This window comes from Bacillus mesophilum, from assembly GCF_008923265.1.
Classification (GTDB): domain Bacteria; phylum Bacillota; class Bacilli; order Bacillales; family Cytobacillaceae; genus Cytobacillus; species Cytobacillus mesophilum.
The window spans coordinates 521,782-536,398 of the sequence record NZ_WBOT01000001.1 but is presented as its reverse complement, the minus strand read 5'-3'; the positions used below and the strand labels follow the sequence as shown (position 1 = coordinate 536,398).

Below are 14,617 nucleotides of genomic sequence, written 5' to 3'. Positions count from 1 at the left end.
TTGTCCACTTCTTTAGCGTCTTAAATTAAGTCGAACTCTTCTTGTTCTTTTTCCTCTGTCACTGTGTATTCAGCATCCAAACCATAGTGTTCGCGAATTTGCTGCTGAATTTGCTTGCGAATTTCAGGGTTTTCTTTTAGGAATTGCTTCGCGTTTTCACGGCCTTGGCCTAAACGTTCCTCGTTGTAGGAATACCATGATCCGCTCTTTTGAACAATATCAACTTCAGAGCCAAGATCAATGATTTCTCCTTCTTTGGAAATCCCCTCACCGTACATGATATCCACTTCAGCTACACGGAATGGAGGAGCAACTTTATTCTTAACTACTTTAATTTTAGTCTTGTTACCAACCATTTCATTGCCTTGTTTTAATGTTTCAGCACGGCGCACTTCCAGACGAATAGTAGAATAGAACTTTAAAGCACGTCCGCCTGGAGTTGTTTCAGGGTTCCCGAACATAACACCGACTTTTTCACGAATCTGGTTGATAAAGATAGCGATTGTTTTGGATTTATTAATAGCACCAGAAAGCTTACGAAGTGCCTGGGACATTAAGCGGGCCTGTAAACCAACGTGCGAGTCACCCATTTCCCCTTCAATCTCAGCTTTTGGTACAAGAGCCGCAACCGAGTCAATTACTAGAATATCTACTGCACCGCTTCGTACAAGAGCTTCAGCAATCTCAAGTGCCTGTTCACCTGTATCAGGCTGAGATAATAGCAGTTCATCAATGTTTACACCCAGCTTTTGAGCATATACCGGATCAAGCGCATGCTCAGCATCAATAAATGCAGCTTGTCCGCCTTGTGCCTGCACCTCTGCAATTGCATGAAGTGCAACAGTTGTTTTACCTGAACTTTCAGGACCGTATGTTTCAATAATTCTTCCGCGCGGATATCCGCCTATTCCAAGAGCTGCATCAAGCGCCAAGGATCCGCTTGGGACAGCAGATACTTTTTGCTCTGCCTGCTCGCCCAGTTTCATAATTGAACCTTTACCAAATTGCTTTTCTATTTGCTTTAATGCCATTTCAAGTGCTGCCTGACGATCACTCACTCAAAATTCCTCCTTTTATATGAATGAACGAAACTGTTCATTTATCTCATCTAGAATCTATCTCTACTATAAACGTTTTTTATCCGTTTGTACAGCAAAAAGTCGAACATTCATTCGTTTTTTTTATTTCCAGCCTTACAGGCAGAAATCGAATTTCCAGCTGAATAATAATGTTTTTTCTAGCTTCAAAGTGCTTGAAAATGGCCAGAAGCTGCTTTTATCTGAATTTAAGCAGTACAGCTGCTAGCTTCTACTATAATAGCGATTTATTAAAAAGAAAAGGAATGCAAATCTGCACTCCTCTCTCCTTATGACTCTTGTATATAGCTCAGCAAAAAGTAACAGCCATATTTTATGCTTCGTATGCGATTGGCTGCTCTTGAGCCGCCTAAATTTAACTTTTCCACTTTGGTCTTTTTCCCTTTTTGATAGAGACCAATATAGACCGTGCCAACAGGGTGTCCTTCTAATTCATCCGGTCCGGCAACGCCAGTAAAACTAATGCCGACATCTGCATTCATCAGCTTTGCTGCATTTTCAGCCATCTCAAGCGCACACTCACTGCTTACAACACCACACGTTTGAATCGTTTCTTCTTTTACCTGTAAAATATTCGCTTTCACTTCGTTTGTATAGCAGACAATTCCGCCTTTTAACCGGCTGCCAGCACCAGGGATCGATGTGAACTCCTGCTGAAACATGCCTCCTGTTAAGCTTTCGGCTGCGGCAATGGTCAATTCCTTTTCTTTCAGGAGCTTGATCAGCTCTTCCATAAGCGAACTGTCATCATAACCGTAGATAAATTCGCCAACCCGTTTTCTGATTTTCTCTTCTGTTTCATCAATCAGCTGCTGCGCTACTTGCAGGTCGGCATGTTTTGCAGTAATCCTTAGTGTAACTTCTCCATCTCCAGCAAGCGGGGCAATGGTAGGGTTGCTTTGTCCATCAATCAAATCCTCAATTTCAGTTTCCAGCATAGCCTCGCCAATACCGAAAAAGCGTAAAACCCTTGAAGCAATAACTTCGGAAGATCCAAGTTTTGAGCGCAGAGACGGGTAAGCAAATTTAAGAAACATCGGCTCCATTTCTTTTGGAGGACCAGGCAGGAGCATATAGAGACGCTCATCTTTTTTGTAGATCATTCCCGGTGCCATGCCATGCTCGTTTGGCAATACTTCTGAACCATTTAAAATAAGCGCTTGCTTCTTATTATTCTCTGTCATTGGACGCCCAGTTCTGTTAAAGTACTTTTCAATTGACGTAAATGCATCATCATCCATTTGCAGATCTGTATTCAGGTGACGGGCAATGGTTTCCTTTGTTAAATCATCCTTTGTTGGACCAAGTCCTCCTGTAAAAATAATAAGATCGGCTCTTTTTTCAGCGATTTCAATCGCCGACTTCAGACGATTTGGATTGTCTCCGACAGCGGTGTGAAAATACACATTAACCCCAACATCGGCCAGCTGTCTGGAAATAAACTGTGCGTTTGTATTCACGATCTGACCGAGCAAAAGCTCGGAGCCAACCGCAATAATTTCTGCGTTCATGCCGTTCCCCCCGGTTGCCTTTTATTTTGAGTTAACAAATGCCTGTTTATTTTTTGCGAAATAATCCCACCCTGACCACACTGTGAAAATTAAGGCAATCCAAAGGGCAATCATATCGAATGGAATTGAAAACATTTCAAATATAATATTATGCAGAAGCAATGCTGAAACAGCAATAATTTGGGCCCATGTCTTTATTTTGCCGAGCATATTTGCAGCAACAACTTCACCGCCGCCAGCTAAAATAAGACGAAGGCCAGTCACAGCAAATTCTCGGCTAATAATAATGATTACAATCCATGACGGAGCGAGGTGCAGCTCAACTAATACAATTAACGCTGCCGAAACAAGCAGTTTATCTGCCAGCGGATCCAGGAACTTACCAAGATTGGTGACTAAGTTGTATTTTCTGGCTATATAGCCATCAATCCAGTCTGTCGTAGATGCGACGATAAAAAGCAGAGCACCAACTAAATGTGTAACAGGCAAATGATCAACACCAAGGAGCGAGATTTCACCCCATGAAAAATCGTATACCATAATAATTAAAAACAAAGGAATTAACAGTATTCTAGATATCGTAATTTTATTAGGCAGATTCATCTTAAACCTCCAGTAGTAATAGCTTCACCATTTTAAAGCATGAGAAAATAGCCATCAGATTGATGACTATTCAGTATCCGCACTGTTGCGGATGGTAATATCCTGCCGCACGAAATCGCTTGGTGAAACAGCATACTCAATTTTCTCATCATTAATGTATATTTCTGTGTTTGAAGAGTTTCCAATAACAAGCACAGCTGCCTCTTCTTTTGTTAGATCGACGGTTTTCGTTGAGCTTGCTTCATCTCCAGCCACCAGCATTCCCTGAAAGAAGGAATAGCCTTTGCCGTTTTTAATATTCACCCAGGTTTCGCCTGTTGAAACAAGCTTCAATTCAAACTTGTCCGTATTTTTCAGCTCGTATGTTGTATATTGGCCATTCGTTTCTGCAACCGTTACTTCTTGGGCAGGAGGTTCTGGTTCTTCAACCGGTTCTTCTTGCTCTGTTTCCTCCCCAGATCCATCCTCGGTTTCATTTTCGCCTGAACCATTATTTTCATCGGTGTCCTCAGGCAGGTTATTCTCCACATTTACACCGGGAGTATTCTCAGGTTCAGCAGGGTCTGATGCATTATTTCCAGAATATTGTTCATAGAAATAATAAACAACGGCAAATACACCGACTACAAATACGGCGATTAACACCTTCGGAAGGATTTCAAAGAATTTAGAAGCGCCTCCTGAAATATCTTTCCTTGTCTGAACTCTTGATAGTTTTTCTGGAATATCCTCGTTCATAGCGGTTGGGATATCACTTTTAAATTCCTCAAAGAGCTCTTCAGGATGCAGGCCGACTACCTCTGCATACTGCTTAATAAATGCTCGAACATAAAATTTACCCGGCATGACACTATAATTGCCTTCTTCAATGCCAACTAAATATCTTTTTTGAATCTTGGTTGCTGTCTGCAGGTCATCAAGACTCATGCCCTTAGCGATACGGGCTTCTTTCAATCGATTGCCTAGTTCTGTCATTTTAACACCTTCCAACGTACTAAAAATCAAAGTCTCCAAAAGCAGATTCAGAGAACATACTGTTTTTGTCTACTACATCATATTTAATTTCTTCGTTTGGCTCATGACGCAGTTCAATAATATAATCAAAGTCATTAAGGGTATATTCTGTATTTTGAACAAAAATATCCGGATGCTCAATCACTTTAACAGACGGAAGCCTCATAATTTCTCTGACCAGCTGCCAGTGACGCTCATTGGCACGGCGTGTCGAGACAATTCCATCAATGATGAATAAATTATCTGCATTATACTCATCATCAATCAGCTGATTGCGAATCGTTTGCTTTAAAAGGGTGGAAGAAACAAATAGCCAGCGTTTATTCGCACAAACACTTGACGCAACGATTGACTCTGTTTTTCCCACACGCGGCATGCCCCGAATGCCAATCAGTTTATGCCCATCCTGCTTAAACAATTCTGCCATAAAGTCAACCAAAAGGCCAAGTTCCTTTCTTTCAAAGCGGAACGTTTTTTTATCATCAGCATCTCTTTGTATGTATCGCCCATGACGAACGGCAAGGCGATCACGCAGCTTTGGCTCCCGAATTTTAATTACTTTTATTGTATCCATTGTATGTAAAATTGACTCAAGCCTGACGATTTGCTCGTCATCCTCTGCTAAAATTAACAGCCCTCTTCGTCCTTCATCTACCCCATTAATTGTCACAATATTTATGGACAGCATCCCCAAGAGCGAGGAAATATCCCCGAGCAGACCCGGCCTGTTTATCACAATTTCATATTCGAGGTACCATTCTTTCTTTTCCACAGAAAAAACCTCCTAAAACTAGCCAAGCATCTGAAATAATAAGATTTTTAATAGATCCTTTTTATGCCTCTATTTCATCTAGCTTCTATAATATATGATTTCCAATAAAGATGAAAGGAAAAACGCTAATGATAAAAGGATTATTAATAGTTGTAGGTTTTCTGCCGGAAGACATATAAAAGAAAAAAGAGAGGATGCCCTCTCTTTTTTCAGCAATGCATTACTTTGTGCCGTTGTTTTCAACAAGCTTAACCATCATGTTGGCAATCGCATGTTGTTCCTGTTCATCAGCCACAGACCATAGATCCGCAAGAATGCGTTCCTGATCATTTTTAGGTTCAACTTGCTTAGCCAGATAGTCACCGATTTCGAAAGCAACGTTGTTAACTGTATCTTTGCCCATCCCTTGGTTCTCACCTTGATGAAGACGATCCGCAAGGAAATCCTTCCATTGTTGCCAATTATCAAGTACTGACATGTCAAATCCCTCCTTAATGGTAATACAATACTATTTTGCATTTAGAGGAGAGAAAATATTCATCAAGAACAATATGGATTGACGGATAAAATGACAACTTTTTGACAGGGTGTTCTTATGTATACCAGCCGCCGTTGACAGCAATCACTTGTCCAGTTATATAGGATGCTTTTTCAGAAAGTAAAAATTGCACCGCATCTGCTATATTCTGTGCAGTCCCAAGTCTTCCCATTGGAATTTCTTCTTGGATGCCTGCTATATCTTCTTCAGAGAAACCAGACATCATATTTGTTGAAATAGCTCCTGGAGCAACTGTATTTACACGGACCCCGCTTAAAGCCAGCTCTTTGCTCAACGCCTTTACAAAAGCTATTTGTGCACCTTTTGCAGCCGAATAAAGAACTTCACAAGCACTGCCTGTCTGACCCCATATCGAAGAAATAATTGTAATGCTACCTGAACCCTTCTTGATAAGCTTAGGCAAAAGTTCTTTTGTTAATAGCATCGGTGCAGTTGCGTGTACATACATCATGTTCTCTGCATCCTGAGCTGTAATATCTGTAAATAGCCCATAGTGCGCAGTTCCGCTCGTAATAACAATTTCATCAAGGGAGAATATATCTGCAGTAATTTTTTTATAACCCCCGCTTCCAGAAAGATCCGCTTGAATGGGGATATATTCCCCGCCATATGCAGCAAATTCCTGCAGTAAGCTTTCAATTGGCGCAGCGTTCTGATTATAATGCAAATACAATGAATAGCCATTTCGCGCAAGCTCCCGGCAGACTGCTTGACCAATTCCGCCGCTCGCACCAGTTACTAATGCAAATTTTTTCATATGTCGTTCACTCCAAAAAACATCTTCATAGGTATTCTAACATAAGTATCCATTTTGAAATGCGTCTGCATGAAAAATGAAAGAAGACCTTACTCCCGGCAAGCGTGTATAACTGAAAATAGTCTTAATTAGCCGCCTGTATTGCGCTATGTTCTAGCAAGTTTATCTACACTTATGAAGATACAAAAAAAGGGAGTTTCCTCCCTTTTAAGTACAGAACTTACGCTTTCGGTAAAACTTGAAAAACGGTAAAGCGATCTTCTTCAATAAATCTGGAAGCGGCCTGCTCTACGTCCTCTAAAGTAATGCTTTCAAGCATTGGCACTACTTCAAAAAGCTTCATGTCATTGAAAGCATATCTTGTAAATTGATTAGCAATATATTCTGGCGAGTTGATCGCTCTTAAGAATGCACCAATCTTTTTCTTTTTTGTACGCTGCAGGCTTTCCTCAGTCAATTGTCCTTTTTCTTTTGCTTTTAAAAGCATGGCTTCAAGCGTCTCGGCTAAACGATCTGCATCTGGAGTGTCTCCGCCCACCATGGCAAACCCAAAGCCTTGCTCTTGCGTGTAATCGAAGGAAAATGTGTCATCGATTAGCCCTTTACTATAAAGCTCATTGTAGTTCTCTGAACTTTTACCGAAAATAATATCCAGTAGAATATTTAAACTTAACTCATGCTTTAGCATTTGCTCACCGGTTTGAGCGGTTTCATGGCTTTTTATTCCTACAAGACATTTTGAAGTCTGCACATTCATCTTCACGACTCTTTTCTTCGTGTCACTAGCAGCAGGTTCTTCATCAAATTTGCGCTGAATCGCTGGCTGTTCCTTATATTCCTTTGCATTCTGATTCGTGCGCACCAAATTCATGATTTCCTCCGGATCAACGGGTCCAACGATAAACAATAACATATTGCTTGGGTGATAGAATGTATTGTAGCACTCATATAACATATCTTTTGTAATATGAGAGATCGATTCAATTGTACCCGCAATATCAATTTTCACCGGATGAGTGCTAAACATGTTTTCAATCAGTCCAAAGTATAGACGCCAGTCCGGATTGTCATCATACATTGTAATTTCCTGGCCGATAATCCCCTTTTCCTTCTCAACCGTAGCTTCTGTAAAATATGGCTCCTGCACAAAATCAATTAAGGTTTCTAAGTTTTTTTCTACATTAGACGTACTTGAAAAGAGGTAGGCAGTTCGTGTAAACGATGTAAAAGCATTGGCAGATGCTCCTTGACGACTGAACTGCTGAAATACATCCTCTTTTTCTTTTTCAAATAGCTTATGTTCAAGAAAATGAGCTATTCCATCCGGAACTTTGACATATTCATCTTTTCCAAGAGGAAGAAAATGATTGTCGATTGAACCATATTTTGTTGTAAATGTAGCAAACGTTTTATTAAAACCCTTTTTCGGTAAAATATATACATCCAGGCCATTGCTTTGTTTTTCATAGTAAAGATCTTCCTGCAGCTGATTAAATGTTAGTTTTTCCATCAGTTTGCCTCCCCCTTTCCATATAAGAAATAAACGGTATCCAATTCACATTTTTTTGCTGCTGCAACAATATCCTCTTTTGTAACAGCATCCATGCCTGTGAGCCATTCATCCAGCGAAACCGAATGCTCGGAAACGACATTATGATACAGCACTTCTATTGCCCCCCGAGCGGTGTCTACCGTTTCGAGCAATTGATTTTTGATGACCGCTTTTGTTTGATCGATTTCAGCTTCTGTAAATTCACCGTTTTTCATTGCTTGCATTTGTTCTTCAATAATGCCTACTGCTTGATCATATTTGCCGTTATCAATACCTGACATTACCATCATCAAGCCTTTATGGCTTTCCAGTCGGCTAGCTACATAATAAGCTAAACTGGCTTTTTCCCGGACATTTAAAAATAGCTTCGAATGTGAAAATCCGCCAAAGATGCCATTGAAAATCTGCAGAGCATAATATTCTTTTTCTCCATATAGGATGTTTGTGCGATAGCCAATATTCAGCTTTCCTTGCTTTACATCCTGCTCTTCCTTCACCGTATTGGTGTCAGTTTTCTTCATTGTTGTTTGGCGGGCATCAATGACTTCCGGTGTGCGATCGGAAAATTGAAAAAGTTCATCGGCATATCCAGCCACTTCATTTTCATCAATATCACCAATCACATATAGATCCAGTTCATCTTCTTTTAAAGCATTTTCATAATAGGCATATAAACTTTCAGGTGTGATCGCATCAACATCATCAATTTGCCCATGCACATGAAGAGCATAAGGTTCCTCTTTGCACATTTCCTGAACAAGTCGATAGTTAGCATAACGCATTTTATCATCGTACACAGCTTGAATTCTCTGCTTTAATGATCTTTTCTCATTTTCAACTGTGCTGGCATCAAAAGCGCTCCCGCTTGTGTTTGGAGAAGTAAGTATATTAGCCAGAAAATCAAATGCTTGTTTTAATAATGGTGTTTGATCTGATAGAAACTTTTCATTGGCGATTTCAAGAGAAAAGCTCATCACATGGTATTCGCCTTTTTTGGAAAGGTCTGTAAAAAGGGATGCACCATATAGTTCATCTAAGTATGATCGAAGCTTGGCTGTTGTTGAATATTTCTCACTATTGCTTTGCAGTACATGAGGCAAGAGTGATCTTGCTGTCACCGTCTCTTTTTTTAATGGAGATTTCATTTTCCAGACAATCGTATTCGTTTTAAATTTTGATGTCTTCACCGTATGCAGCTTAAAGCCTTTTAGCTGTTGTACTTTTTCATCTATAACGCTCATGTATCTTCCTCCTTTATATAGGCTCAGTTTCTCCATAATAAGTTAATATTTATCATCTTAAAGATAATTAATTGCATTTAATACATTACATAATGTTTACCAAGCACAGATTTTGAACACATCTTTTCTTATTATATGTACAAAAGTGAGGAGATATTTTCTGCTCACCTTAGCATTGTCTTTTTATCATATGCTAAACATTTCCACTGTTCAAGAAATAGGGTTTCGGACGTTATTTTGGAGAAGTTGGAGCAGATTTTAAACAGTGGGATAAAAAGGAGGGAATTATTATCTCAGAACGCGGATCATCAGGGGATGGTTTCAGTATTTAAACAAGTCCGTTCCATTGCGCTGCGGACCCTCGCTTTCCGTGAGGAGGAAGCTGAGCCTCCTCGAAGCAAAGTGCGGGGGTCTCACCTTTTCCTCTATTGTCAACTGGAGTCGAGTGTCCTCCGCTCCATTTCACTCATGTTTATAAAATGTATTTAATAATCATAAATAAAAAAGCCGAATGATTAAAGATTGATTCTCTAATCATTCGACTTATGTTTATTTATTATCTGCTTCCTTTAATGTAAGGCACACCAGAAGCTTTTGGTGCATCAGCACGGCCGATAAATCCTGTAAGTGCAAGGATTGTTAATACGTACGGCGCAATTAATAGGTACACATTTGGAATATTTTCCAAGAACGGCAAGCTGTTGCCGATGATGCTTAAACTTTGCGCAAATCCAAAGAATAGAGCTGCACCCATGGCACCAAGCGGATGCCATTTACCGAAGATCATCGCTGCAAGAGCCATGAACCCTTGTCCGCTGATAGTAGCATGTCCAAAATCGGATGAAATAGACTGAGCGTAAACTCCGCCGCCAATTCCTCCAAGAGCACCAGAGAGAACAACCGCAATATAGCGGATTTTCGTAACATTAATCCCCATTGTATCTGCTGCCATCGGATGTTCCCCAACTGCACGAAGACGCAGACCAAAAGGTGTTTTATAGATGATAAACCACGCAATCACCGCAACGAAGATTGCAACAAACGAAGTATAGTAAGTGTTTGAGAAGAATAATTCTCCAATAACAGGTATATCACTTAGGAATGGTATATCCGTTTTACTAAATCCTTTTTGTATAATGTCGGTTTGACCTTTATCATAAAAGAATTTAACAAGGAATAAGGAAACCCCGACAGCCAATAGGTTGATCGCAACACCGGATACAGTCTGGTCAGCACGAAACGTAATGGAAGCAACAGCATGAATGAGAGAAAATAATGCTCCAACAGCCATTGCGACCAGTAGTGATACCCATGGAGTCCAAGCGCCAAGTGCATCATCAAAGGTTAAGTTAAATACAATCGCCGAAAAGGCTCCGATAACCATTAAACCTTCTAAACCAATGTTTACTACGCCGGAACGCTCTGAAAAGGTTCCGCCTAATGCAGTGAAAATAAGTGGAGCTGCCCATAATAAAGTGGACGGAATAATGATAACTAATATATCCATGAAGCTCACTTACTTCACCCCCTTTTTACTAATACGATCAATAAACATGCGAATCATGTAGCTTGCAGCTACGAAGAAAACAATTAAAGCGATAATAATATCTACGAGTTCATTCGGTACCCCAGCTTCAAGCGGCATGTTTAGTGCACCTACTTTTAAGCTTCCGAATAAAATTGCAGCTAAGATAATTCCAATTGGTCCATTTGCACCAAGCAAGGCAACAGCAATTCCGTCAAATCCAACCCCGGTAAAGCCGCCTTTTGTGGCTGCATATCCAAATGTTCCAAGCCCTTCCATCGCACCTGCAAGACCTGCAAAGGCACCAGAGATGACCATAGACATAATGATATTCGATTTTACATTCATGCCTGCATATTCAGACGCATGCTGGTTAAATCCAACAGCTTTTAACTCATAACCTCTTGACGTTTTCTCAAGAATGAACCACATGATAAATACGCAAATAAGTGCTATAAAAATTCCCCAGTGAAGACGGGAGTAGTCAGTTAAACTTTCAAAGAACGGTGAACGCAGTGAAGCACTCTGATGAACTAATTCTGTTCTGTCACTTGATTCTGCTAGCACAGAACGAATGATATAGTTTGTAACATGCAACGCGACATAGTTCATCATGATGGTGACAATAACCTCATGGACTCTAAATCTCGCCTTTAAAAGGCCTGGGATAAATGCCCATAATGCCCCTGCGGCTGCACCAGCTAAGACTGCCAATGGCAAGTGAATAACTTTAGGCAGTTCAAAAGCAACCCCAACCCAAACTGCTGCAAGCCAGCCGACAATTAATTGCCCTTCAACCCCTATGTTAAATAGGCCTGTTCTAAAAGCAAATGCAACGGCTAGACCGGCTAAAATGTATGGTGTGATTTGTCTGATTGTCTCCCCTGTAAAGTAAGAATCACCAAAAGCACCATTCCATAAAGCTCCAAAGGCTGCAACTGGATCATAGCCAGTAATGAGCATAATAATTGTTCCTACTAGTATTCCCAGTAATACAGCGATAATTGGAACAATAATATTCTTTGTGCGATTAGACATCTGCATGCTGCACACCTTCTTTCTTCTGGTTCGAACCAGCCATCAGCAATCCTAATTCTTGTTCAGTAGTTGTTTTAGGATCAACGATAGCGACAATTTCTCCTTCATAAATAACAGCAATCTTATCACTTACATTAATAATTTCATCAAGTTCAAATGAGATTAACAGAACAGCTTTTCCATTGTCGCGCTGTTCAATCAGGCGCTTATGAATAAATTCAATTGCTCCAACATCAAGACCGCGTGTTGGCTGAGCAGCGATCAGCAAATCAGGATTACGGTCTATTTCACGACCAATAATTGCTTTTTGCTGATTACCGCCTGATAATGCACGTGCTAGTGTATACTCACTAGGTGTACGAACATCGTATTCTTTAATTAAGCTCTTCGCTTTTTTATAAATTTCTTTGTAATTCAGTACTCCGCCCTTAGAAAACGGCCGCTTATAATACGTTTGCAGCGCAATATTTGCACCAATCGGATAATCTAAGACAAGTCCGTGTTTATGACGGTCTTGAGGAATATGGCCCGTGCCAGCTTCCGTTACTTTTCTTGGCGGCATATTGATAATTTCTTTGCCGTTCAGCTTAATTGAACCGCTTTCAGACTTTCTTAATCCTGTGATCGCTTCGATCAGTTCTGATTGTCCATTTCCATCTACTCCGGCAATTCCTACAATTTCTCCAGCCTTGACTTCTAAATTCAAGTTATTTACAGCAGGAAGACCACGGGAGTCTTTTACATTCAGACTCTTAATTTCCAGAACGCCTTGTTCTGGTTTCGCTTCTGTTTTTTCCGTTTTAAAGGTTACTTCACGCCCAACCATTAAGCTGGCAAGATCATTCGGGTTGGTTTCACTTACATTTACAGTACCAATCCCTACACCTTTTCGGATTACGGTTACACGATCACAAACTTCCATGATTTCTTTTAGTTTGTGTGTAATAAGAATAATAGATTTACCTTCTTTAATGAGCGTTTTCATAATCTGAATTAACTCTTTAATTTCCTGAGGAGTTAATACAGCTGTCGGCTCGTCAAATATTAAAATTTCTGCGCCGCGGTAAAGCGTTTTTAAAATCTCTACCCTTTGCTGCATACCTACAGAAATATCAGAAATATATGCCTGTGGATCCACAGCAAGGCCATATTTTTCAGAAATCTCGCGTACATCCTTTTCCGCTTTCTTAATATCAATTCGTCCACCTGATGTTGTTTCTTTACCTAAGATAATGTTTTCCGTCACAGTGAATTTATCGACAAGCATAAAGTGCTGATGCACCATCCCAATTCCCAATTCATTTGCAATATTAGGGTTGGTGATTTGAACAGGCTTTCCATTCACTCTAATTTCGCCTTTTTCTGGCTGATAAAGACCGAATAGAACGTTCATTAATGTGGATTTACCTGCACCATTTTCTCCTAATAATGCATGTATTTCTCCCTGTTTCAGCTGCAGCGTAATGTTATCATTTGCTACGATGCCTGGAAACTCTTTTCGGATGTTAAGCATCTCGATCACGTATTCCATCTTTTTCACTCCTCACTTTATTAAGGGGACATTTAGTAGTTAGAGGTCAGACCTTGTCGCCTCATATAAAAACCTGGCATGCGCCAAGTTTACTTCCTTATTTCATTTAGTTGTAAACAGCTAAGTGAAAGGCAGAGTAAAGATCGAATTCTGACCTTCAATTAACTTTTTACTATTTAAATATTGGGACAACTTTGTTTTTTTCCTTAAAAAAGGAATAAGCGGCGAAAACAGGCTACCGCTTATTCCTTTGTTGTATCATTACTCTGCTGAGAAAGTTTCTAATTCAGCAAGTGTGCCAGGGATTGCTAAATCACCAGCTTTGATTTTTTCGATCCACTCATTTACAGCAGTTTCGATGTCTGCTTTGTTTTCTAGTTCTTCGTTAAGAGGAGCTAGACCAACACCATCTTGAGCTAAACCGTAAGTTGTTGTTTCGCCGCCAGGGAAGTCCCCATCCATTGCATGTTTAGCAACGTCTTGAACAGCAACGTCAACGCGCTTCATTGCAGAAGTCAATACGATGTTATGCTCTTCTCCGCCTGCTTCAACTACACCTTCAGCTGTTTGGTCAGAGTCAACACCGATTGCCCAAATTTTTCTTTCAGGATCGTTAGCTTTTAAGTCACGCGCTTCTTTGAATAAACCGTTACCAGTTCCGCCAGCAGCGTGGAAAATTACATCAATATTAGAAGAATACATTGTTGAAGCAATTGTTTGTCCTAGTTCTGCTTTATCAAATGCACCAGCGTATTGAACATCAACAGTGATCGCAGGATCTACAGCTTGTACACCAGCACGGAAACCAGCTTCGAAACGCTCGATAACTTCAGATTCCATACCGCCGATGAAACCGATTTTGTTTGTTTCAGTTGTAAGTGCTGCAGCAACACCAGCTAAGAAAGAAGCTTCTTGCTCTTTGAAAAGAACGCTTGCTACGTTAGGCTGATCTACAACAGCATCAATGATTGAGAAGTGTGCATCTGCTTGCTGCTGTGCAATTTCATTAACTGCACCTTCCATCATGAAACCAATACCGAATACTAAGTCAAACTTTTGGCGAACAAGGTTGTTTAGGTTTGTAGAGTAGTCTGCATCAGATTGAGATTGCAGGTAGTTGTATCCGTCAGTCCCTTTTTCAAGGCCGTTTTCTTCACCAAATGCTTGAATACCTTCCCAAGCTGATTGGTTGAATGATTTATCATCAACACCACCGACATCTGTTACCATTGCAACTGTAAAGTTATTTTCAGTGCTATCTCCGCCACCGTTATCTCCGTCGGCTGCATCGTTTCCTTCACCGCCGCCACAAGCACTTAAAAATGTACCTGCTGCTAGGACTAGCGACATTGCTAAACCAAATTTGCGCTTTTTCAACGTTTGTACCCCCTAAAGAAATTGTTTTTGATATTAGTAG

Annotated in this window: 13 protein-coding genes; all 13 read right to left on the bottom strand. The window is 40.3% G+C overall.

Annotated features, from left to right (window positions below; all coding sequences use genetic code 11):
* Positions 1-20 precede the first annotated feature (20 nt).
* Positions 21-1,058: a recombinase RecA gene (gene recA, locus F7732_RS02650; protein WP_151572123.1), complete on the bottom strand. Its 1,038-nt coding sequence runs from the start codon at positions 1,056-1,058 to the stop codon at positions 21-23.
* Between the two features lie 308 nt (positions 1,059-1,366).
* Complete coding sequence (locus F7732_RS02645) at positions 1,367-2,608, bottom strand: competence/damage-inducible protein A (protein WP_151572122.1); 1,242 nt, start codon at positions 2,606-2,608, stop codon at positions 1,367-1,369.
* Positions 2,609-2,629: 21 nt separating this feature from the next.
* On the bottom strand, positions 2,630-3,211 hold the full coding sequence (pgsA, locus tag F7732_RS02640; RefSeq protein ID WP_151572121.1) for a CDP-diacylglycerol--glycerol-3-phosphate 3-phosphatidyltransferase: 582 nt from the start codon (positions 3,209-3,211) through the stop codon (positions 2,630-2,632).
* Between the two features lie 66 nt (positions 3,212-3,277).
* The gene (locus F7732_RS02635) at positions 3,278-4,186 is read right to left on the bottom strand and encodes a helix-turn-helix domain-containing protein (RefSeq protein WP_151572120.1); all 909 of its coding nucleotides are present in this window, start codon (positions 4,184-4,186) and stop codon (positions 3,278-3,280) included.
* 19 nt (positions 4,187-4,205) lie between these two features.
* Positions 4,206-4,997: a DUF3388 domain-containing protein gene (locus tag F7732_RS02630; protein WP_151572119.1), complete on the bottom strand. Its 792-nt coding sequence runs from the start codon at positions 4,995-4,997 to the stop codon at positions 4,206-4,208.
* Between the two features lie 220 nt (positions 4,998-5,217).
* Complete coding sequence (locus F7732_RS02625) at positions 5,218-5,475, bottom strand: DUF3243 domain-containing protein (RefSeq protein WP_151572118.1); 258 nt, start codon at positions 5,473-5,475, stop codon at positions 5,218-5,220.
* 115 nt (positions 5,476-5,590) lie between these two features.
* Positions 5,591-6,313, bottom strand: a complete 723-nt coding sequence (gene ymfI / locus F7732_RS02620) for an elongation factor P 5-aminopentanone reductase (protein ID WP_151572117.1) — start codon at positions 6,311-6,313, stop codon at positions 5,591-5,593.
* A 220-nt stretch (positions 6,314-6,533) separates the two neighbouring features.
* On the bottom strand, positions 6,534-7,823 hold the full coding sequence (yfmH, locus tag F7732_RS02615) for an EF-P 5-aminopentanol modification-associated protein YfmH (RefSeq protein WP_151572116.1): 1,290 nt from the start codon (positions 7,821-7,823) through the stop codon (positions 6,534-6,536).
* A complete protein-coding gene (gene yfmF, locus F7732_RS02610) occupies positions 7,823-9,106 on the bottom strand; it encodes an EF-P 5-aminopentanol modification-associated protein YfmF (protein ID WP_151572115.1) in 1,284 nt (427 codons plus the stop codon). Before yfmF ends, yfmH begins: the two co-directional genes overlap by 1 nt.
* A gap of 556 nt (positions 9,107-9,662) precedes the next feature.
* A complete protein-coding gene (locus tag F7732_RS02605; RefSeq protein ID WP_082851823.1) occupies positions 9,663-10,613 on the bottom strand; it encodes an ABC transporter permease in 951 nt (316 codons plus the stop codon).
* Between the two features lie 9 nt (positions 10,614-10,622).
* A complete protein-coding gene (locus tag F7732_RS02600; protein ID WP_066451634.1) occupies positions 10,623-11,669 on the bottom strand; it encodes an ABC transporter permease in 1,047 nt (348 codons plus the stop codon).
* Entirely contained in the window at positions 11,662-13,200 is a 1,539-nt protein-coding gene (locus F7732_RS02595) for an ABC transporter ATP-binding protein (RefSeq protein WP_151572114.1), read from the bottom strand. The genes F7732_RS02600 and F7732_RS02595 overlap by 8 nt, the downstream gene beginning before the upstream one ends.
* Positions 13,201-13,461: 261 nt before the next feature.
* Entirely contained in the window at positions 13,462-14,577 is a 1,116-nt protein-coding gene (locus tag F7732_RS02590) for a BMP family lipoprotein (protein ID WP_151572113.1), read from the bottom strand.
* Between the last annotated feature and the right edge of the window lie 40 nt (positions 14,578-14,617).

Excerpts from the sequence above, each read along its gene's own strand:
- F7732_RS02645 (WP_151572122.1), bottom strand. The coding sequence starts at position 2,608 with ATGAACGCAGAAATTATTGCGGTTGGCTCCGAGCTTTTGCTCGGTCAG.
- pgsA (WP_151572121.1), bottom strand. The coding sequence starts at position 3,211 with ATGAATCTGCCTAATAAAATTACGATATCTAGAATACTGTTAATTCCT.
- F7732_RS02635 (WP_151572120.1), bottom strand. The coding sequence starts at position 4,186 with ATGACAGAACTAGGCAATCGATTGAAAGAAGCCCGTATCGCTAAGGGC.
- F7732_RS02625 (WP_151572118.1), bottom strand. The coding sequence starts at position 5,475 with ATGTCAGTACTTGATAATTGGCAACAATGGAAGGATTTCCTTGCGGAT.
- ymfI (WP_151572117.1), bottom strand. The coding sequence starts at position 6,313 with ATGAAAAAATTTGCATTAGTAACTGGTGCGAGCGGCGGAATTGGTCAA.
- yfmH (WP_151572116.1), bottom strand. The coding sequence starts at position 7,823 with ATGGAAAAACTAACATTTAATCAGCTGCAGGAAGATCTTTACTATGAA.
- yfmF (WP_151572115.1), bottom strand. The coding sequence starts at position 9,106 with ATGAGCGTTATAGATGAAAAAGTACAACAGCTAAAAGGCTTTAAGCTG.
- F7732_RS02605 (WP_082851823.1), bottom strand. The coding sequence starts at position 10,613 with ATGGATATATTAGTTATCATTATTCCGTCCACTTTATTATGGGCAGCT.
- F7732_RS02600 (WP_066451634.1), bottom strand. The coding sequence starts at position 11,669 with ATGTCTAATCGCACAAAGAATATTATTGTTCCAATTATCGCTGTATTA.
- F7732_RS02595 (WP_151572114.1), bottom strand. The coding sequence starts at position 13,200 with ATGGAATACGTGATCGAGATGCTTAACATCCGAAAAGAGTTTCCAGGC.